General features: G+C 59.3%; 19 protein-coding genes. 9 read left to right on the top strand and 10 right to left on the bottom strand.

The window, feature by feature from the left end:
• The first annotated feature begins 134 nt into the window (after positions 1-134).
• Positions 135-1,067, top strand: a complete 933-nt coding sequence (gene tal / locus ACCD02_RS18865; protein ID WP_413304941.1) for a transaldolase — start codon at positions 135-137, stop codon at positions 1,065-1,067.
• Between the two features lie 183 nt (positions 1,068-1,250).
• Here tal and rssC read toward each other — a convergent pair whose 3' ends face one another.
• Together rssC and rssB are read right to left on the bottom strand one after the other, a co-directional pair.
• Entirely contained in the window at positions 1,251-1,736 is a 486-nt protein-coding gene (gene rssC, locus ACCD02_RS18870) for an anti-sigma factor antagonist RssC (RefSeq protein ID WP_259100600.1), read from the bottom strand.
• Complete coding sequence (gene rssB / locus ACCD02_RS18875; RefSeq protein ID WP_413304944.1) at positions 1,736-2,917, bottom strand: two-component system response regulator RssB; 1,182 nt, start codon at positions 2,915-2,917, stop codon at positions 1,736-1,738. The genes rssC and rssB overlap by 1 nt, the downstream gene beginning before the upstream one ends.
• 260 nt (positions 2,918-3,177) lie before the next feature.
• On the opposite strand from rssB, the gene ACCD02_RS18880 reads away from it, so the two are divergent.
• Entirely contained in the window at positions 3,178-3,477 is a 300-nt protein-coding gene (locus ACCD02_RS18880; RefSeq protein WP_413304946.1) for a PilZ domain-containing protein, read from the top strand.
• Between the two features lie 75 nt (positions 3,478-3,552).
• On the opposite strand, the gene ACCD02_RS18885 is transcribed toward ACCD02_RS18880, so the two are convergent.
• Entirely contained in the window at positions 3,553-4,254 is a 702-nt protein-coding gene (locus ACCD02_RS18885; protein WP_413304949.1) for a VacJ family lipoprotein, read from the bottom strand.
• A 212-nt stretch (positions 4,255-4,466) separates the two neighbouring features.
• Between ACCD02_RS18885 and ACCD02_RS18890 the strand changes: the two genes are divergently transcribed.
• Positions 4,467-5,102: an HAD family phosphatase gene (locus tag ACCD02_RS18890; RefSeq protein WP_413304952.1), complete on the top strand. Its 636-nt coding sequence runs from the start codon at positions 4,467-4,469 to the stop codon at positions 5,100-5,102.
• A 113-nt stretch (positions 5,103-5,215) separates the two neighbouring features.
• Positions 5,216-5,479 carry a DUF4404 family protein gene (locus tag ACCD02_RS18895; protein ID WP_413304955.1) on the top strand — a complete coding sequence of 88 codons (264 nt, stop codon included), beginning with the start codon at positions 5,216-5,218 and terminating at the stop codon, positions 5,477-5,479.
• Positions 5,480-5,580: 101 nt separating this feature from the next.
• Here the strand turns inward: ACCD02_RS18895 and queF are convergent, their stop codons facing one another.
• Together queF and ACCD02_RS18905 are read right to left on the bottom strand one after the other, a co-directional pair.
• Positions 5,581-6,411, bottom strand: a complete 831-nt coding sequence (gene queF, locus ACCD02_RS18900; RefSeq protein ID WP_413304958.1) for an NADPH-dependent 7-cyano-7-deazaguanine reductase QueF — start codon at positions 6,409-6,411, stop codon at positions 5,581-5,583.
• A 46-nt stretch (positions 6,412-6,457) separates the two neighbouring features.
• Complete coding sequence (locus ACCD02_RS18905) at positions 6,458-6,973, bottom strand: plastocyanin/azurin family copper-binding protein (protein WP_413304960.1); 516 nt, start codon at positions 6,971-6,973, stop codon at positions 6,458-6,460.
• Positions 6,974-7,124: 151 nt separating this feature from the next.
• Here ACCD02_RS18905 and ACCD02_RS18910 point away from each other — a divergent pair, with 151 nt between their 5' ends.
• Positions 7,125-7,805 carry a heavy metal response regulator transcription factor gene (locus tag ACCD02_RS18910; RefSeq protein ID WP_413304962.1) on the top strand — a complete coding sequence of 227 codons (681 nt, stop codon included), beginning with the start codon at positions 7,125-7,127 and terminating at the stop codon, positions 7,803-7,805.
• On the top strand, positions 7,805-9,157 hold the full coding sequence (locus ACCD02_RS18915) for a heavy metal sensor histidine kinase (RefSeq protein ID WP_413305125.1): 1,353 nt from the start codon (positions 7,805-7,807) through the stop codon (positions 9,155-9,157). Before ACCD02_RS18910 ends, ACCD02_RS18915 begins: the two co-directional genes overlap by 1 nt.
• On the opposite strand, the gene ACCD02_RS18920 is transcribed toward ACCD02_RS18915, so the two are convergent.
• The 3 genes from ACCD02_RS18920 to ACCD02_RS18930 all read right to left on the bottom strand — a co-directional run bounded on the left by ACCD02_RS18920 (position 9,158) and on the right by ACCD02_RS18930 (position 12,418).
• A complete protein-coding gene (locus tag ACCD02_RS18920) occupies positions 9,158-10,402 on the bottom strand; it encodes a lipoprotein-releasing ABC transporter permease subunit (RefSeq protein WP_413304964.1) in 1,245 nt (414 codons plus the stop codon). It abuts the gene before it with no gap.
• Positions 10,403-10,476: 74 nt separating this feature from the next.
• The gene (lolD, locus tag ACCD02_RS18925; protein WP_413304966.1) at positions 10,477-11,160 is read right to left on the bottom strand and encodes a lipoprotein-releasing ABC transporter ATP-binding protein LolD; all 684 of its coding nucleotides are present in this window, start codon (positions 11,158-11,160) and stop codon (positions 10,477-10,479) included.
• Between the two features lie 7 nt (positions 11,161-11,167).
• A complete protein-coding gene (locus tag ACCD02_RS18930; protein WP_413304968.1) occupies positions 11,168-12,418 on the bottom strand; it encodes a lipoprotein-releasing ABC transporter permease subunit in 1,251 nt (416 codons plus the stop codon).
• A 102-nt stretch (positions 12,419-12,520) separates the two neighbouring features.
• Here ACCD02_RS18930 and ACCD02_RS18935 point away from each other — a divergent pair, with 102 nt between their 5' ends.
• Both ACCD02_RS18935 and ACCD02_RS18940 read left to right on the top strand, forming a co-directional pair.
• Positions 12,521-13,108 (top strand): PilZ domain-containing protein, encoded by a 588-nt coding sequence (locus ACCD02_RS18935; protein WP_413304971.1) that lies wholly within the window; start codon positions 12,521-12,523, stop codon positions 13,106-13,108.
• Between the two features lie 49 nt (positions 13,109-13,157).
• The gene (locus tag ACCD02_RS18940; RefSeq protein ID WP_413304974.1) at positions 13,158-13,880 is read left to right on the top strand and encodes a glycerophosphodiester phosphodiesterase; all 723 of its coding nucleotides are present in this window, start codon (positions 13,158-13,160) and stop codon (positions 13,878-13,880) included.
• A gap of 42 nt (positions 13,881-13,922) precedes the next feature.
• Here ACCD02_RS18940 and sthA read toward each other — a convergent pair whose 3' ends face one another.
• Positions 13,923-15,317: a Si-specific NAD(P)(+) transhydrogenase gene (gene sthA, locus ACCD02_RS18945; RefSeq protein ID WP_413304977.1), complete on the bottom strand. Its 1,395-nt coding sequence runs from the start codon at positions 15,315-15,317 to the stop codon at positions 13,923-13,925.
• Positions 15,318-15,843: 526 nt separating this feature from the next.
• Here sthA and ACCD02_RS18950 point away from each other — a divergent pair.
• Complete coding sequence (locus tag ACCD02_RS18950) at positions 15,844-17,145, top strand: MFS transporter (RefSeq protein WP_413304980.1); 1,302 nt, start codon at positions 15,844-15,846, stop codon at positions 17,143-17,145.
• Positions 17,146-17,382: 237 nt separating this feature from the next.
• Here the strand turns inward: ACCD02_RS18950 and ACCD02_RS18955 are convergent, their stop codons facing one another.
• The gene (locus tag ACCD02_RS18955) at positions 17,383-18,846 is read right to left on the bottom strand and encodes a glyceraldehyde-3-phosphate dehydrogenase (protein WP_413304982.1); all 1,464 of its coding nucleotides are present in this window, start codon (positions 18,844-18,846) and stop codon (positions 17,383-17,385) included.
• Positions 18,847-18,892: the final 46 nt, after the last annotated feature.

Consider the following 18,892-nt stretch of genomic DNA (forward strand, 5'->3'; position numbering starts at 1 on the left):
AGCATGGGGCTCCAACCCTGTCTGCGTTTGCGCAAATGCGCACCACGGGAATCAGTTATGCCGTTGTCGGTTCAGCCTTGAGCGACCGATAACGCTGGGGTAATGTCACTCAACCTACAGGACAGAGCACACTCATGACTTCCAAGCTGGAACAACTCAAACAATTCACCACGGTTGTCGCAGATACTGGCGATTTCGCTGCCATCGAGAAGATCAAGCCCGTCGACGCGACCACCAACCCGTCCCTGCTGCTCAAGGCGGCGTCCAGCGAAAGCAACGCCGAACGCCTGAAAGCCGCGTTCGCTGGCAGCAAGGGCGATATCGGTCTGGCCTGCGACCGTTTCGGCGTGGCCATCGGCCAGGAAATCCTCAAGGTCGTGCCGGGCCGTGTCTCCACCGAAGTGGATGCGCGTCTGTCGTTCGACGAAGAAGCCTGTTATGCCCGCGCCAACCGCCTGGTCGGCCTGTACGATGAAGCCGGCATCGGCCGCGAGCGCATCCTGATCAAGCTGGCCTCGACCTGGGAAGGCATCCGTGCCGCCGAGCGCCTGGAAAAGGACGGTATCCAGACCAACCTCACCCTGCTGTTCTCCTTCGCCCAGGCCGTCGCCTGTGCCGAAGCCGGTGTGTTTTTGATCTCGCCGTTCGTCGGTCGTATCTACGACTGGTACAAGAAAGCCGAAGGCAAGGACTATGTAGGCGCTGAAGATCCGGGCGTACAGTCGGTTACCCGTATCTACAACTACTACAAGAAAAATGACTACAAGACCGTCGTCATGGGCGCCAGCTTCCGTAACCTGAGCCAGATCGAAGAACTGGCTGGTTGTGATCGCCTGACCATCAGCCCTGACTTGCTGCACAAGCTGGCAGAAGACACCGGCACCCTGCAGCGCAAGCTGACCCCAGGCACTACCGGCGAAGCCAAGGCTGCGCAGAAGCTCACCCAGAGCCAGTTCCGCTGGGCGTCGAACGAGGACGCCATGGCTACCGAGAAACTGGCTGAGGGCATCCGCCAGTTCGCCCGTGACCAGGAAAAACTCGAAGCGTTGCTTTCCGCAAAGGCTTGAGTGCATGACTAAAAGGGCGGCACCTTTGCGGGTGCCGCCCTTTTTTGTACCTGTTGATCTGGCATCGACCCATAACATGTGATCATGATCGGGTGGGAGCTGCCGAAGGCTGCGAAAGCGGTATATCAGGCAGAACCCGTTCGCAGCCTTGGGCAGCGCCTACGGATAATGTACAGAACCGTTCTAACGCTGCCCTTCCAGGGCATTGACCAGGTCATGAAACGCCTCACGATTGGAGTCGTTCAGGCCCATGAGGATTTTGTGTGCTTCCAATACCTTGGCCTTGACCACGTCCTCGCACTGGTCCTGGGACGGCAGGTCCGTCAGACACTCGGGGCGCGGGATCGGTCGGTCGACGATGTTGAACACCTGATCGAAGCCCATGGACTGCAATAGCCGCGTGATGTCTTCGTGGGTGGTGACAACCGTGGGCAGCAGCCCGACCTTCTGACGCGACAAAATGGAGAGCTTGGCCAGCAGGCCAAGCGTTGTGCTGTCAATGCTGCGGGTTTCGGTCAAATCGATCACCACGGTCGAAAAATTCAACGCGGTGAAGATTCGCTCGATAGTCGCATCCAAAGCCGAGCACAGTGTCAGACGTACTTCACCCACGAACTTCAGGACAAAGGTGCCTTCCTGCTCGGCAAACTGGATTCTACCGGTACTCATTAAAGGTTCCTGCTCAACACTAACAAGGCGATATCATCCGGCATCTCCCCTAGCGTGGCCAATCCAAAAATCTCACGCAGACCATCCAGGCTGCCGCCCGCCGTTTTTACCAGTTCAGGCAAAATGGCTTCTTTCTCTTTGAGTGTATCACCCGGCAAAAGATCCAGAATGCCATCTGAGAGCAATGTCAGACTAAAGGACTCGGGCAAGTCCAGCACATGGTCCTGGTAAGTCGCTTCGTTGAACAGTCCCACCGGCAGGCCCCGACCTTCAAGGTAGCGGGATTCACCCGGTGTGTACAGAACCGGTAATGGCAAATGGCCGCCAACGGCGTAGGTCAGCTTGCCGCTTTCCTCATCAATCACCCCGCCGACCATGGTCACATGCTTGCCCAGCTTGCAGCTGATCAGGCCCCGGTTGATATGCCCCAGCACTTCGGAAGGCTGGAACTCCGGCAAGGTGCCGCCGCGCTTGGATTCGAACAGCAGGCGTGTGGTCATGAACTTGAGCAGGACGGTAATGAACGCCGAAGAAGCACCATGCCCGGACACATCGGCCAGATAGAAGGCCACCCGGCGCTCGTCGACACGGAAGTAGTCGACGAAATCACCGGACAGATACAACGAAGGAATGATCTCGTGAGCGAACTGGAACTCGTCGATGCTCCACGGGCTGGTCGGCAGCATGTTCATCTGCACCTGACGACCGGCGTCCTGGTCTTCCTGCAACAGGTGCAGGCTGGCTTCCAGCTCACGGTTGGCCGTTTCCAGCTTCTTGCGGTACTGCTGGTTCTCTACCAACAGGCGCGCACGATCCAGCGCCCGACGAACCGAGTGTTCGAGCACTGCGAGGTCTTCCAGGGGTTTGATCAGGTAATCGGCAGCTCCCAGGCGCAGGGCTTCGACCGCATCGTTCATGACACCAGCGCCAGAAACGACAATAACCGGCGTTTCCGGAGCGATCTCGGTCACCTGACGGATCAGCTCAAGCCCGCCCATTTGCGGCATGCGCAGGTCACAGATCACCAAATCCGGCTTTTCCTGCGTGAATATCTGTACGCCCTGCATGCCGTTGCTGGCTTGCAGGACGTTGAAGCCACTGTCTTCCAAATAGGCGGCGAGACTCGCGCGCACCACTTCGTCGTCATCGATTATCAGTAGCGTGGCACTGGTTTTTTGCATGTGGGCAAACGGCGCCAGAGTAGGTTGGCGTAGACGGCCGACCGTCTACTGGATTCGCTTCTAGCCTCTCTGTCACTTCGGGGATCGTACTTTGGATCCCATTGCGTCGAAGTTTCAGAGGTGCCCTTCAAGGCGCAGACGGTACTCCCATCCGCCGGGCGTTTCAAGCGTACGGCCACCCTCGACTTGTGTCTTTACATCGCAAATCGCCGAGAGTTATAAGAACCCATAAATCAGCAATGAAAAGTGAAGGACGCATCATGAGCTCCAACGATCGCAACTACGAAGAAAAACGAGATTACATCCGTATGCGCGTTGATGCCGACATCAACCTGTTGTATGCAGGGCAGATCATTCCTGCTGTATGCATTGATCTGTCGAGCTCGGGCATGCAGATTCAGGCGCCCAAGGCGTTCAAGGTCGGCGACAAGGTCAGTGTGAGCATCGACTCCGATCATCCGGCATTGCGCGGTCTGGAAGCCGATACAGAAGTCGTCTGGGTCACCGACGAAGGCTCAGGCGCCCAGAAACTGGGGCTCAATATTCTCGCCATGAAGTGAACGGAAGCGGAACGGGTTCACAAATCCATACAAAAAAAGGCGACCCCAGGGTCGCCTTTTTTACGCCGCGAAAACTCAGAAGTCGTCTTTGACGTTGCCGTCCTGAACCTTGAACTCACGGTTCTGCAGGTAAGCGTTGCGGATGAAAATGTATTTGTCGCCGGTGATCAGGCGTTCAGCCGATAGCAGGCTGGCCCGGGTGTCGACGATATTGATGCCGAACATCGTGTTGCGGGCCGACATGTCGTTCATGTACGGGTAGGGACCGGTGTAGCTGTCCGGGTACTTGGCAACGGCGTCACGCACGGTGCTCGGGCCCAGCAGTGGCAACACTACGTATGGACCCGATGGCACGCCCCAACGGCCCAGGGTCTGGCCGAAATCTTCGTCGCTGCGCTGCAGGCCCATCTTGGTGCCCACGTCGATAAAGCCCAGCAGACCGAAGGTAGTGTTGAAAATCAGGCGCGCGGTATCAACACCAGCCGCCGCAGGCTTGCCCTGCAAGACATTGTTGGCCAGGTTTTTCACATCGCCGATGTTCTGGAAGAAGTTGTGTACGCCGTCTTCCACGAATTGCGGGGTGATGTACTGATAGCCCTGGGCGATGGGTTTCAGGGCGTAGGTGTCGACAGTATCGTTGAAGCGGAAGATCAGGCGGTTGGCGCCTTCCCATGGATCTTCATCTGCAGCCTGGGCGGCCAGGGGAACCAGCGCTACTAATGCGCAAACACTCAGTTGCGCAAGACGATCCAAAAAGCCTGCACCGGTCAAGGGCATAGCCGACACTCCTAGTTATCAGTACGAAGCGAGCGCCATGCCCCTTCAAGTTGTTGCGAAGTATAAAGCCTTCTGCGGGTAATTAGGCAGACTAGCGCAAGCTCAAATCTGTCAATTGAACAAACCGCGTTTAAATATCTGACTTGCCGTGGTCACGCCAATGTCATCAAGGCCCCGTAGCGTGCAGAGGTATTTTTTTTCAAGAGATGACCATGCTCGCACCTGCCGCCGCTCCCCTGCCTGCTTTTACAGCACTGCTTTTCGGCCTCAGCGGTTGCCTGGTCGACTTTGGCGCACAGGCAGCACGGCAGATCGCCAAGTCGACACCTGGGCAACTCCCTGAAACGTTGCAATCACAGGCTGAGGCAACACCCGGCGCATTGAATGTACTGCAAGGTTTGAGCCGTCAGAAGATTCCCTGTGCCTGGCTGGATGAACTGCCGGATTCTGTCAGTCAGGTCCTCGCCGCGTCATTGCCGAGCTGGATCAAGGCCGCCCCCCGAGCGAACAACGATTGGCCCGCGCCGGATGCCTGCTGGCAGGCGCTGATCGCACTCAAGGTGGCGCAACTGGATGGCTGCGTGCTGATCAGCGGTGATCCACGCCTGCTGCAATCAGGGCTCAACGCCGGTCTATGGACCATCGGCCTGGCATCCTGCGGGCCGCTCTGTGGGTTGTCACCGGAACAATGGCAGGCTCTGCCCCTGAGCGAACACGAATACCTGCGCGGCCAGGCCACCGTGCAACTTTACAAGCTCGGCGTGCATTCGGTGATCGATCATCTGGGTGAGCTGGAATACTGCCTCAGCGATATTGCCCTGCGTCGCAGCAAGGGGGAAAAGCCCTGATTGCTGATCAACATCATGCGCTCGGCCCCGGAGTGGATTAGTCTTAACCCCTGCATGGACTTTTCGCCTCAGGCCAGGGTCCATGGATTGACTGATCAATGAAGGAGCACCGCATGTCTGCCCGCGAACTACAAGACCAACTCAACGCTTTAAGCGAGCAACTGGACCAAAATCCGCCACTTTCTGAAGACGAGCGCCAAAACCTGCTCGCCCTGATGGCTCAGATCAAATCGGAAATCGAGCTGGAAGCAGCCACCAAGGAATCCAACCTGGTCGATCAAGTCAATCTGGTTATCGAGCGTCTTGAAATAGAACACCCGGCCATCGCCGGCGCCTTGCGCAATATCGTTATGACGCTGGGCAATATCGGCGTCTAAGCCGCATCCGTGGGAGCGAGGCTTGCCGCGACCTGCCTGAAACACCGCATCAGGGCCTTCGCGGGCAAGCCTCGCTCCAACGAACACACCTCTGTCAGTGCTTACTGCCGCGCCAACCGGCGGTTATCCACCACCAGCGCTTCGGTGCTGCGATAGGGGTTGATGTCCAGCCCGCCACGGCGCACATAGCGCGCATAGACCGTCAGTTTTTCCGGCTTGAGCAAGCGTTGCAGGTCGAGAAAGATCCGCTCCACACACTGCTCGTGGAAATCCGAATGCTGGCGGAAGCTGACGATGTAGGCCAGCAGACTGGCGTGATCCAGTGCTGCGCCACGATATTCCACGGCCACACTGCCCCAGTCCGGCTGACTGGTGACCGGGCAGTTGGATTTGAGCAGATGGCTGTGCAGGCTTTCTTCGACAATCTGTGACGAATCACAACGCAACAACTCAGGCTGCGGCCGGTCATAGCTGCTGACCTGGATGTCCAGATCATCGATGCAGGCACCCGGCATCGCCGCCACGCCTTCGCCCTCGATATCGGACAGGTCGCGAATACGCACGGTCACCGGCTTGCCCGCAGCAGCAGACAGATCCTTCTCCAGGGTCGCCTGCAAGGCCGCGCGATCGGCAAACACCGTCTGGTTCAGGGAGTTGAGGTACAGCTTGAAGGATTTGGACTCGATGATATTCGGCGAGTCAGCAGGAATACTGAACTCACCGATGGCCACCACGGGCTTGCCCGACGGCAGCAGCCAGGACAGCTCATAGCAGTTCCAGAAATCGACACCCTGATACGGCAGGGTCTGCGCCGTCAGGCCCAGTTCGGCCCATTTCGCCGTACGCGGAATGGGGAACAGCAGGGACGGCGTGTAGGTGGCGATGTATTCACTGGATTTGCCCAGCGGCGAGTGTTCGGCTGCGGGATGCATACGGGACCTGGATTGCAACGGAATAGACCGCGCAGTTTATAGCCTTCTAGTCGGAAATTGTCAGCCGCCCGACCATCCCCGCCTGATAATGCCCGGGAATATTGCAGGCAAACTCAAGATTGGCGGCCTTGGCGAAGGTCCAGGTCAGCTCGGCGGTCTTGCCCGGCTCGATGAATACGCTATTGGGATCGTCATGCTTCATCCCCGCCATATCGCCGTGCGCCATGTCCATATGCTGCATACCGGTGGGCGTGAGCATGCCGCTTTGCTGCATCTTGAGCATTTCCTGCTGGTGGTGGGCGTGCATGGCCGCGTCACCAAGGTTGAACTCATGCAGCAACTGCCCCTTGTTGACCAGTACGAAACGCACGGTTTCGCCAGCCTTGACCTCAACTGCCTTGGGCTCGAAATACATGTCACCCAGGGTCAGCTCGATGGTACGGGTGGCCTGACTGGCCGATGCGGCATGACCGAAAGCGAAGCCGGCAGTCGATGAAGCCAGGGACGGCAGGCTGACAGACAACAGCCCGGCGACCAACATGATACGTGCAAGCAACCTCATGGTTTTTCTCCAAATGAGCGACAATCATGGGCTGAGGTTAATGGCCTGGGACTGGCAGTCACCTGACGGCGAGATTACAACTTTGTCAGCTTGACGCCCTGCCCGCGCTGTCCGCGTATAAAGCACCATTGCGACCTGCCACGAGTCATCCATGAAATTACTGATCGTCGAAGATCAAGCCAAGACCGGCCACTACCTGCATCAGGGCCTGAGTGAAGCCGGCTTCAGCACCGAACTGGCCAGCGATGGCATCAACGGCCAGCATCTGGCGCTGACCGGCGACTATGCCCTGCTGATTCTTGATGTGATGCTGCCCGGCCGCAATGGCTGGCAGATCCTCCAGGCCGTGCGCAGCGCCGGACTGGACACTCCAGTGCTGTTCCTCACCGCCCGGGATGCCGTGGAAGACCGGGTGCGCGGCCTGGAATTGGGCGCCGACGATTATCTGGTCAAACCGTTCGCCTTTTCCGAACTCCTGGCCAGGGTTCGCAGCCTGTTGCGACGGGGCAGCAGCGCTCCTCAGGAAACCAGCCTGCAACTGGCTGACCTGCGCCTGGACCTGTTGCGCAGGCGCGTCGAACGCAATGGCAAGCGCATCGACCTGACCGCCAAGGAATTCAACCTGCTCGAATTGTTGCTGCGCCGCCAGGGCGAAGTGCTGCCCAAGTCCCTTATTGCCTCGCAGGTGTGGGACATGAACTTCGACAGCGATACCAATGTGATCGAGGTGGCGATCCGCCGTCTGCGCCTGAAGATCGATGATGATTTCAGCAACAAACTGATCCATACCGTGCGCGGCATGGGCTATGTGCTCGAGGAACGCCCGGCATGATCGCCCGCCTGTCCCTCGGCAGCCGCCTGGCATTGCTGTTCGCCGCCGCTACTGCCGTCGTCTCGCTGCTGGCGGGGGTGCTGTTTAATCAGGCCAGCGAAGCCCACTTCATCGAGCTCGATCAGCAATTGCTCGACAGCAAGCTGGCGATTCTGCGCCCACTGCTGCAAGACGTACGCACGGTGGCAGACTTTGCCGGGCGCCAGCCGCGCATAGAGCACGAACTCAGCCGCCAGCCGGACCTGGCCCTGCGGGTCAATGGCGCGGACGGCAAGCTGTGGTTCGACAGCTCGTCCACCGTGCCGCAAAACCTGTCCAGCCACTCTGGCCTGCACACCTTAATGAACGCCGAGGTGGCTTACCGCACTTACAACGTGCCCCTGCAAGCGGACGCGCCCGACTCACCGCAACTGACCCTGCTGCTGGATATCACCCATCACCAGCACTTCCTGCAACGCATGCAACAGTTGATCTGGCTGACCGTCGGCCTCTCGGCACTGGCCACTGCCCTGCTCGGCGCCTGGGCCACCCGCAGTGCCTTGCGCCCGTTGCGACAGATGAGCGAAATCGCAGCCAGCGTTTCGGCCAGCTCCCTGACCACACGCCTGCCCGATAACGAAATGCCCACCGAGCTGGCCGAACTTACCCAGGCCTTCAACGCCATGCTCGCCCGCCTGGATGACGCCTTTCAGCGGCTGTCGGCGTTTTCCGCCGATATCGCCCATGAGCTGCGCACGCCACTGTCGAACCTGCTGACCCATACCCAGGTCATCCTCACCCGGCCTCGGGCCGTGGAGGATTATCGCGAGGCCCTGCTGGGCAATCTGGAAGAGCTGCAGGGCATGGCGCAGATGGTCAATGACATGCTCTATCTGGCCAAGGCCGATCACGGCCTGCTCACCCCGGCACGGCAAAGCCTGCACCTTGAAGATGAGGCCGACGCCTTACTGGAGTTCTTTGCGCCTCTGGCCGAAGAGGCTCAGGTTCAGTTGCTAAGAGAGGGACAAGCCACGCTGCAGGGCGACCGCACCATGCTGCGTCGGGCGCTATCCAATCTACTGGACAATGCCCTGCGCTTCACCCCGTCAGGAGGCACGGTGACGATGAAGATGGCGCAGACAGGGCAAGGAGTAGAGTTGAGCCTCAGCAACGATGGCTCGACCATCGCGCCGGAGATACTGCCACGGCTGTTCGACCGTTTTTATCGGGCAGATCCGGCGCGTAAGGAAGGCAGTGAGCATGCCGGGCTGGGCCTGGCGATAACCCAATCGATCATTCGTGCCCACGGCGGCAGCATTCGCTGTGAATCCGCTGGGGGCACTACGCGCTTTCTGATCGAGCTACCTGCATGATCACTCGTAACGCAGGGCGTGGGCCGGCTCTATCTGTGCCGCACGCCAGGCCGGGTACAGGGTGGCGAGGAAGCTGAGGATAAAGCCGGCGCTGCAGATCAGCACCACGTCGCCCGTTTGCAGGTCCGACGGCAGGTTACTGATGAAGTACACGTCAGAGGTAAAGATGTGCTGGCCGCTGACCCGCTCGACCCAGGCGACCATGGCGCTGACGTTGATCGCTGCGATAACCCCGAGAATGCCGCCGATCAGGGTGCCGATCACCCCAATCACCGTGCCCTGGACCATGAAGATGGTCATGATCTGCCGGGGGGTGGCGCCGATGGTGCGCAAGATGGCGATATCCGCACCCTTGTCGTTCACCACCATGATCAGCGTGGCGATGATATTGAACGCCGCCACCGCGACAATCATCAGCAAGAGCAGGCCGATCATGGTCTTTTCCATTTTCATCGCGCTGAACAGGCTGCCCTGGGTATGAGTCCAGTCATCGGCGCGATAATCGGCGCCCAGGCCGGTAGCGATGGCTGCGGACACCTGAGGCGCGGCGTACAGGTCTTTCACTGCAAGGCGCACGCCCTGCACCTGATTGGCCTGCCAGTGCTGAATCTCGGCAGCATCGGCGACGTTGACCAGCCCCATGGAGCCATCCAGTTCGGCGCCGACACGGAAGATCCCGACCACGGTCAAGCGTTGCAGGCGCGGGGTGATACCACCGGGTGCAGCGCTCAGTTCGGGCACGATCAGTGTCAGCTTGTCACCGACATTAAGGCGGAAACGCCGAGCGGTGATCTCACCCAGGACCACGCCGAACTCGCCGGGACGCAGATCCTGCAGACGGCCCTGAACGATATGCTGGGTGACAATGGACACCTGATGTTCCAGGGCCGGGTCGATCCCGTTGATCTGGATCGGTTGCATCGCCCCCTTGTAGGAAAGCATGCCGTCCATTTCGGTAAAGGGCACTGCCGCCGTCACTTCCGGGTTTTTCATGGCCGCCTCGGCCACCGGTTTCCAGTCGTCGACGGGCTTGACCCCGGCGATGACCGCGTGGGGCACCATACCGAGAATCCGCGAACTCATTTCCTGCTGGAAACCGTTCATTACCGACAGCACCACGATCATCGCCAGCACACCCAGTGCCAGGCCGATCATCGAGGTCATCGAAATGAACGAAATAAAGTGATTGCGACGCTTGGCGCGGGTGTAGCGCGTACCAATGAATATCGCTAACGGTCTGAACATTCGTGAAGCCCGTGAAAAAAGCACCGTGAAAAAAAGGACAGCCCCGGCGCAGACAGCACGCCGGGCAAAGGCAATCAGGCAGCGACCAGACGTCCGTCTTCAAGACGCAACACGCGATCCATCTGCCTGGCCAGGTTCATATCGTGGGTCACCACCAGGAAAGCCGTGCGCGAAGACGTGCTCAGCTCGTGCATCAGGTCCTGAATGCCCTGGGCGGTATGGTGATCGAGGTTACCCGTAGGCTCGTCGAGCATCACCAGCCCTGGCTGGTTGACCAGGGCCCGGGCGATCGCCACCCGCTGACGCTCGCCGCCGGACAGCTCCGACGGCTTGTGCGCCAGGCGATGACCGAGACCAACCCGCTCCAGCAACGCCGTGGCCCGCTTGCGCGCCTCCGGAATCGCCGTGCGGCCGATCAACAGCGGCATGCACACGTTTTCCAGAGCGGTGAACTCAGGCAACAGGTGATGAAACTGGTAGACGAAGCCCAGGGCGCGGTTGCGCAGCAGGCCACGGGCTTTTTCGCCGAGGGCCGAAAGTTCTTCACCGGCCAGCCAGACGCTGCCCTGGGACGGCGTATCGAGGCCGCCGAGCAGGTTGAGCAAGGTACTTTTACCCGACCCCGAACTGCCGACAATGGCCACACGCTCGCCTGGATGCAGCTCCAGTTGCAGACCGGACAACACGACTACCGACTCAGGGCCTTCCTCATAGGATTTGCCCAGGTTGCGGCAACTCAGAACTGCTTTATCACTCATGCCCGACTCACTCATAACGTAACGCCTCTGCCGGCTGGGTGCGCGCCGCACGCCAGGCGGGGTACAGGGTGGCGAGGAAACTCAGGATCAAGGCGGCACCACAGACCATCAACACGTCCTGGGCCATCAGTTGCGACGGCAGGTAGTCGATGAAGTACACGTCCGCATTGAGAAACTTGTGGCCGATGGCCTTTTCCAGCAAGGCAATCGCCGCGCTGACATTGAGGGCGGCAAAGATGCCGATGACCGCGCCGATCAGGGTACCGACGACGCCTATCACCGTGCCCTGAACCATGAAGATCGCCATGATCTGCCCCGGTGTCGAACCCAGGGTGCGCAGGATGGCGATATCGCCCTTCTTGTCATTGACCACCATAACCAGGGTGGAAATGATGTTGAACGCCGCTACGGCCACTATCAGCAGGAGCAACAGGCCGATCATGGATTTCTCCATGCCGATAGCCTGATACAGATTGCCGTGGGTGCGGGTCCAGTCACGGGCATAGTAATTGTGCTCGCCCAGACGCTGGGCGATTTCCCAGGAAACCCGCGGTGCATCGAACAGATTCTGGAATTTCAGGCGCACGCCCTGAACCTGATCCGGCTTCCAGCGCTTCAACAGCGCCAGGTCGCTGAGGTTGGTGATACCCAGGTAGCCGTCCAGCTCACCGGCGCCGACATGGAAGATGCCGACCACGGTAAAGCGCTTCATGCGCGGAAACATCCCGCCGGGGGTGACAGTGACTTCCGGAGCGACGAAGGTCACCTTGTCGCCCAGCCCCACGCCCAGCTTGTTCGCCGCCTTGTCACCCAGGACCACGCCGAACGCACCGGGGGCCAGGTCATCGAGTTTCCCCTGCTGCATGAAGTTGTCGATGATCGAAACTTTACGCTCCTGCACGGGGTCGATGGCATTAAGCAGGATCTTTTGCACCTTGCCATTGTTGGTCAGCAAACCCTGCATCTGGGTGAAAGGCGCAATCGCCTCGACCTGGGGGGTCTGCTTGATCTTCGCGGCCAGGGCCTGCCAATCGTTGATCGGCTCGCCGGCCTCGATGGTGGCGTGGGGCACCATGCCCAGGACACGGGTACGCATTTCATGATCGAAACCATTCATGACCGATAACACGACTATCATCACCACTACGCCGAGGGCGAGGCCAATCATGGAAGTCAGGGAAATGAAAGATACGAAATGGTTACGGCGTTTTGCACGGGTGTAACGCGTGCCGATGAATACAAAAAGAGGTCTGAACATGTGGTGGCTTGTTCGAAGGAATGGGAACGTCCTTGTGGCAGGTCCAATCGTAGCGCTTTAAACTCAAAACACTCTGACCACCGCCGCTATCATGGGTTCACCATGTCGACATTAGATGAAGAAGAACGCCGCGAATACTACCGTATCGAGGATAGTGTCGCACTGGAAATTCACCTGCTGACGGATGAAGAAGCGCAGGACCCGAGCCTGGTGCAGAGCAGTTCGGTGATGTTCGATCTGCTCAGCGAACTGCACATCAGCGAGTTCGAATCCCAGCATCTGCTGCGCCAGCTGGATGAGCGCGACCGGGTGATGAACAGTTTTCTCAAGGCCCTGAGCAAGCGTATCGACCTGCTCAGCAAAGTCATGGCGCAAACCATCATGGGCCACATCGGCGCCCCGCAGCCGGTCATCATTTCCGAGGGTGGCCTGCAGTTCCGCTCGCCGGTGCTATTGCCGGTCGATGGCCTGCTGTCACTCAAGATGGTGCTCATGCCCCAGGCTTCGGGCCTGATGGTGATGGCCAAGGTCATTCGCTGCTCGCGCCGGGCCGATGGTGGTTTTGATGTCGGCACCGACTTCATTGACCTGCCCGATACCCAGCGCCAGTTGCTCGCCCGCCATATCCTGCAACGCCAGGCCCAGGCACGGCGCGAGGCACTGGAAAAAGAAAAACCGCAACCCGATTGAATCGACCAGATCGTGCATAACCGGCGCCTCACCGCCTCCAGGAGTAAATGTGACCCTTATCTACGGCCACCGCGGCGCCAAAGGCGAAGCCCCCGAAAACACGCTTACCAGCTTTCAGGAGTGCCTCAAGCACGGCGTGCGCCGTTGCGAGCTGGACCTGCACCTGTCCCGCGATGGCGAGCTGATGGTAATCCACGACCCGACCCTCAAGCGCACCACCGACCGGCGCGGCAAGGTGGTCGAGCACCTGGCCGCCGACCTGGTGACCTACGACGCACGCAAGGGCGGACCGGGCTGGGTCACCCCCTGCCCGATCCCGCGACTGGAAGAACTGTTCGAGAAATGCGACTTCGAACACTGGCAACTGGAAGTCAAAAGCGCGTCGCGCACCCGCGCCGCCACTACCGTCCTGGCCATCCGGGAAATGGTTCAGCGCCACGGCCTGCTGGACAAGGTGACCATCACCTCGAGTTCACGGGAAGTGTTGCGCGCCGCCCAGGAGCTGACCCCGGATATCTCCCGTGGCCTGGTGGCGGAATATGCCTGGCTGGACCCGCTGAAGGTCGCGCAGAACTACGGTTGCCAGATTCTGGCGTTGAACTGGACGCTGTGCACCCCGGAGCGCTTGAAGAAAGCACAGAACCAGGGGCTGCATGTTTCGGTGTGGACAGTCAACGAGCCCGCGCTGATGCGCAGGCTCGCCGACTTCGGCGTAGACAGCCTGATTACAGACTTTCCCGGTTTGGCCACTTCCACCCTCGGGAATCGCTGAAATCGGTCTCCCCGGCCGGCTCAGGCCACCGGCCGGAGCCGCTTAAAAAAGCCGGTTGAGGCCATCGTAAGCCGCTACCCGATAGGCTTCAGCCATGGTCGGGTAGTTGAAGGTGGTGTTGACGAAGTATTTCAGCGAGTTGGCTTCACCGGGCTGGTTCATGATTGCCTGGCCGATATGCACAATCTCCGACGCCTGGTCACCGAAGCAATGTACGCCCAGTACCTGCAGGGTTTCGCGGTGGAACAGGATCTTCAGCATGCCGACCCGTTCACCGGAAATCTGTGCCCGCGCCATGCCCTTGAAGAAGGCCTTGCCCACTTCGTAAGGCACCTTGGCCTGGGTCAGCTCATGTTCGTTCTGACCGATCGAACTGATTTCGGGAATGGTATAGATCCCGGTCGGCACATCGTTGACGAAACGCCAGCTGCCATTGTCGACGACACTGCCCGCCGCTGAACGCCCCTGGTCGTAGGCAGCGCTGGCCAGGCTCGGCCAGCCGATCACGTCACCGGCACCGTAAATGCCCGGCACACTGGTGCTATAGGTTTCATCGACTTCGATCTGGCCGCGACCGTTGGCCTTGAGGCCGACATTTTCCAGGCCCAGCTTGTCGGTGTTGCCGGTACGCCCGTTACACCAGAGCAAGGCGTCAGCCTTGATCTTCTTGCCGGACTTGAGGTGCAGGATCACGCCGTTTTCCAGGCCTTCGACCCGCTCGTACTCTTCGTTATGGCGAACCATGACGTTGTTGTTGCTGAAGTGATAACTCAGGGCCTGGGAAATTTCCGAGTCCAGGAAGCTCAACAGCTGCTCGCGGTTGTCCACCAACTCGACCATTACCCCCAGACCGCTGAAGATCGACGCATATTCACAGCCGATCACGCCCGCGCCGTAGATGATCAATTTGCGTGGCGTGTGGTTGAGGCTGAGGATGGTGTCGCTGTCGTAGATACGTTTGTGATTAAAGTCGATATCGGCCGGGCGATAAGGACGCGAGCCGGTGGCGATGATGATCTGGTTCGCGACCAGTGTTTCCATCACGCCGTTGCCGCAGACCACATTGATGGTGCGCTCGTCGCCAAAGCTGCCAACACCGAAGAACACATCGACTCGATTGCGGGCGTAGTAGGCCGTACGCGAGGTCACCTGCTTGGAAATGACTTCCTCGGCGCTTTTCAACACATCCGGGAACGAGAACCAGCGTGGCTCGCCAATGGCCCGGAACATCGGGTTGGTGTTGAACTGGATGATTTGCTTGACCGAATGACGCAACGCCTTGGAGGGAATGGTACCAAGGTGAGTGCAGTTGCCGCCGACCTGGCGACGGCTGTCAACCATGGCGACCTTGCGTCCCGCCTTCGCGGCGTTCATCGCCGCACCTTCACCGGCAGGGCCGGAACCCAATACCACTACGTCGTAGTTGTAGACAGCCATGCGTACTCCTTTAGAACAGGCCGAGGCGCCACTCTGGCAGCTCTGGCTAAATCATGGCGCGGCCAGCGACATGAAGGATCGAAATTTCGAGGCGCAGTCTAAACCTGCGCCAAAGCGGCGAACATTAACCCTTGGTCGTGTCACAAGCCACTGTTTACCACGCAGTCTGTGACGTGCCATCGGTCGAAAAGCCGGTTGCGGCGAATCATAGAACGCTTGGCGGCACAAATCGCCAAAAATCCTGCAATTGGCCACCTGGCCTTCAAGAAAAAGCATTTCCAACCGGTTTAATAGCCCAGCGCCAGGCTCAGGTAAGGGGCGACATAACGGCCAAATCCGACCAGTAATGGTTGTCTTTAGCCACCATTACACATATTGTTACAACTATGTCTCGTGCGCAGGCAAGGAGCCTTGGCCGAGCCAAATCAGGAACATAAATACAACGGATTCCACAGGGTTGGCGCCGTTTCAGTGCGTGCTGAAACGACAACAGCACCTATCGATACAGCCTGAGTGAGAAATAAAAATGGCCTCGAATACGGGCAAAGGCAAGGCGATATTTCGCGTTGTCAGCGGCAACTTCCTTGAAATGTTTGACTTCATGGTCTACGGCTTTTACGCCACGGCCATTGCCAAGACCTTCTTCCCTGCCGATAGCGAATTCGCATCCCTGATGCTGTCCCTGGCGACCTTCGGCGCCGGCTTCCTCATGCGTCCATTGGGCGCCATCGTTCTTGGCGCCTATATCGACCGCCATGGCCGTAAGCAAGGCCTGGTCGTCACCCTGGCCATGATGGCAATGGGTACGGTGCTGATCGCCTGTGTGCCCGGTTATGCGACCCTGGGTGTCGCGGCGCCGCTACTGGTCCTGGTCGGCCGCCTGCTGCAAGGCTTCTCGGCCGGTGTCGAGCTGGGTGGTGTGTCGGTCTACCTGGCAGAAATCTCCACACCGGGCCGCAAGGGCTTCTTCGTCAGCTGGCAATCAGCCAGCCAACAGGCTGCGGTGGTATTCGCAGGTCTCCTGGGTGTTGGCCTGAACCACTGGCTCAGCCCGGCTGAAATGGGTGATTGGGGCTGGCGCGTGCCGTTCCTGGTCGGCTGCATGATCGTTCCGGCGATCTTCGTTATCCGTCGCTCCCTGGAAGAAACCCCAGAGTTCGAAGCCCGTGCCGCCAAGCATCGTCCGACCATGGGCGAAGTGATGAAGTCCATCGGCCAGAACTTCGGCCTGGTCATCGCCGGCATGGCGCTGGTAGTCATGACCACTGTGTCGTTCTACCTGATCACTGCCTACACTCCGACCTTCGGCAAGACCGAACTGCACCTGTCTGACCTGGACAGCCTGCTGGTAACCGTGTGCGTTGGTATTTCCAACTTCATCTGGCTACCGGTAATGGGTTCGGTGTCCGACAAGATCGGCCGCAAGCCACTGCTGCTGGCCGCGACCATCCTCGCTATCATCACCGCCTACCCGGCGCTGTCCTGGCTGACGTCCAACCCAAGCTTCGCCAACCTGCTGATCGTCGAGCTGTGGCTGTCGTTCCTGTACGGCTCGTACAATGGTGCGATGGTGGTGTCCCTGACCGAAATCATGCCGGTCGAAGTCCGCACCACCGGTTTCTCCCTGGCCTACAGCCTGGCGACCGCCACTTTCGGCGGCTTCACCCCGGCGGCCTGTACCTACCTGATCCACGTGCTGGACAACAAGGCAGCACCGGGCATCTGGCTCAGTGGCGCCGCGATCCTCGGCCTGATCGCCACCCTGGTGCTGTTCCGCAAGGGCGGCCAGGCGCACAAGGCGGCACAAAACGCGGTAACTGCTGGCTGATTAACCTCCAGCAAGACAAAAATGCCCCGACTGGTGACAGTCGGGGCATTTTTTATGGGCTGCGAAATGGGTCTGTGGGAGCGTGGTTTGCCCGCAAAGAGGCCGGTACATTCGATACATATTCCGGGCCTCGCTCCCACAGGGCCATTTCGCGGCCAATAAAAACGCCCCGACTGTCACCAGTCGGGGCGTTTTCATGTCAGCTTGCAGCTCGCGGCCTGACGCTAGCTGCGGCCCTTAGCGCGGAAACGCTGGCGGGTTAACGCCTGCCATATCTTCCATTACGCGAACCACCTGGCAGCTATAACCGAATTCGTTGTCGTACCAGACGTACAGGACAATGCGGTTATCGTTGGCAATGGTGGCTTCGGCATCGACCACACCGGCGTGACGCGAGCCGACGAAGTCAGTGGATACCACTTCCTGAGAGCTGACGAAGTCGATCTGCTTGTGCAGGTCGGAGTACAGCGCCGTATGACGCAGGTACTCGTTCACGTCCTCGCGGGTCGTGTTCTTTTCCAGGTACAGGTTGAGGATAGCCATGGACACGTTCGGCGTCGGGACGCGGATCGCGTTGCCGGTCAGCTTGCCGGCCAGTTCAGGCAGAGCCTTGGCAGCGGCAGTGGCGGCGCCGGTCTCGGTGATAACCATGTTCAGCGCGGCGCTGCGGCCACGGCGATCGCCCTTGTGGAAGTTGTCGATCAGGTTCTGGTCGTTGGTGTACGAGTGAACCGTTTCAACGTGACCGTTGACGATGCCGTACTTGTCGTTGATCGCCTTGAGCACCGGCACGATGGCGTTGGTGGTGCAGGACGCTGCCGAGATGATCTTGTCATCGGCAGTGATTTCGCCATGGTTGATACCGTGGACGATATTCTTCAGCTTACCCTTGCCCGGAGCGGTCAGGACCACCCGATCGACGCCAGGGCAGGCCAGATGCTGGCCGAGGCCGTCGGCATCACGCCAGACACCGGTGTTGTCCACCAGCAGGGCGTTGCTGATGCCGTACTGGGTGTAATCCACCTCGGTCGGATTCTTCGCGTAGATCACCTGGATCAGGTTGCCGTTCGCGGTGATGGTGTTGTTGGCTTCGTCGATGGTGATGGTGCCATCAAACGGACCGTGCACCGAGTCACGACGCAGCAGGCTGGCGCGCTTGACCAGATCGTTCTCGGCGCCCTTGCGCACAACGATGGCACGCAGGCGCAGGCCGTCGCCGCCACCGGTCTTCTCGATCAGGATACGTGCCAGCAGACGACCGATACGGCCGAAACCGTAGAGCACGACGTCGGTACCTTTACGGGCATTGGCGTTCTGTTGACCCACTACATCGGCCAGCTCGTCACGTACGAACTGCTCGGCGCTGCGGCCATTGCCTTCGGACTTGAACTTGACGGCCAGCTTGCCCAGGTCCACCGAAGCGGCCCCCAGCTTGAGCTCGCTCATCGCTTTGATGAGCGGGAAAGTCTCGTGTACGGACAACTCACTCGCATCGGACTGACGATGACGGGCAAAGCGGTGGGCTTTGAGAATCGCGATCACTGAACGGTTGATCAGGCTACGGCCGTAGATCGAACTCACCACATTGTTATTGCGGTAGAGCTGTCCAATAAGAGGAATCATCGCTTCGGCAAGCGCTTCACGATCAATCCACTCACCAAGACACTGGTCGGGCTTCTGAGTCACGGGAACCTTCCACATGTAGGGGCTGAAAAAAGGGGCTACATTATGACCGCGCCTTTGTTTA

It is taken from the genome of Pseudomonas sp. Pseusp88 (assembly GCF_047303955.1).
Lineage (GTDB): Bacteria > Pseudomonadota > Gammaproteobacteria > Pseudomonadales > Pseudomonadaceae > Aquipseudomonas.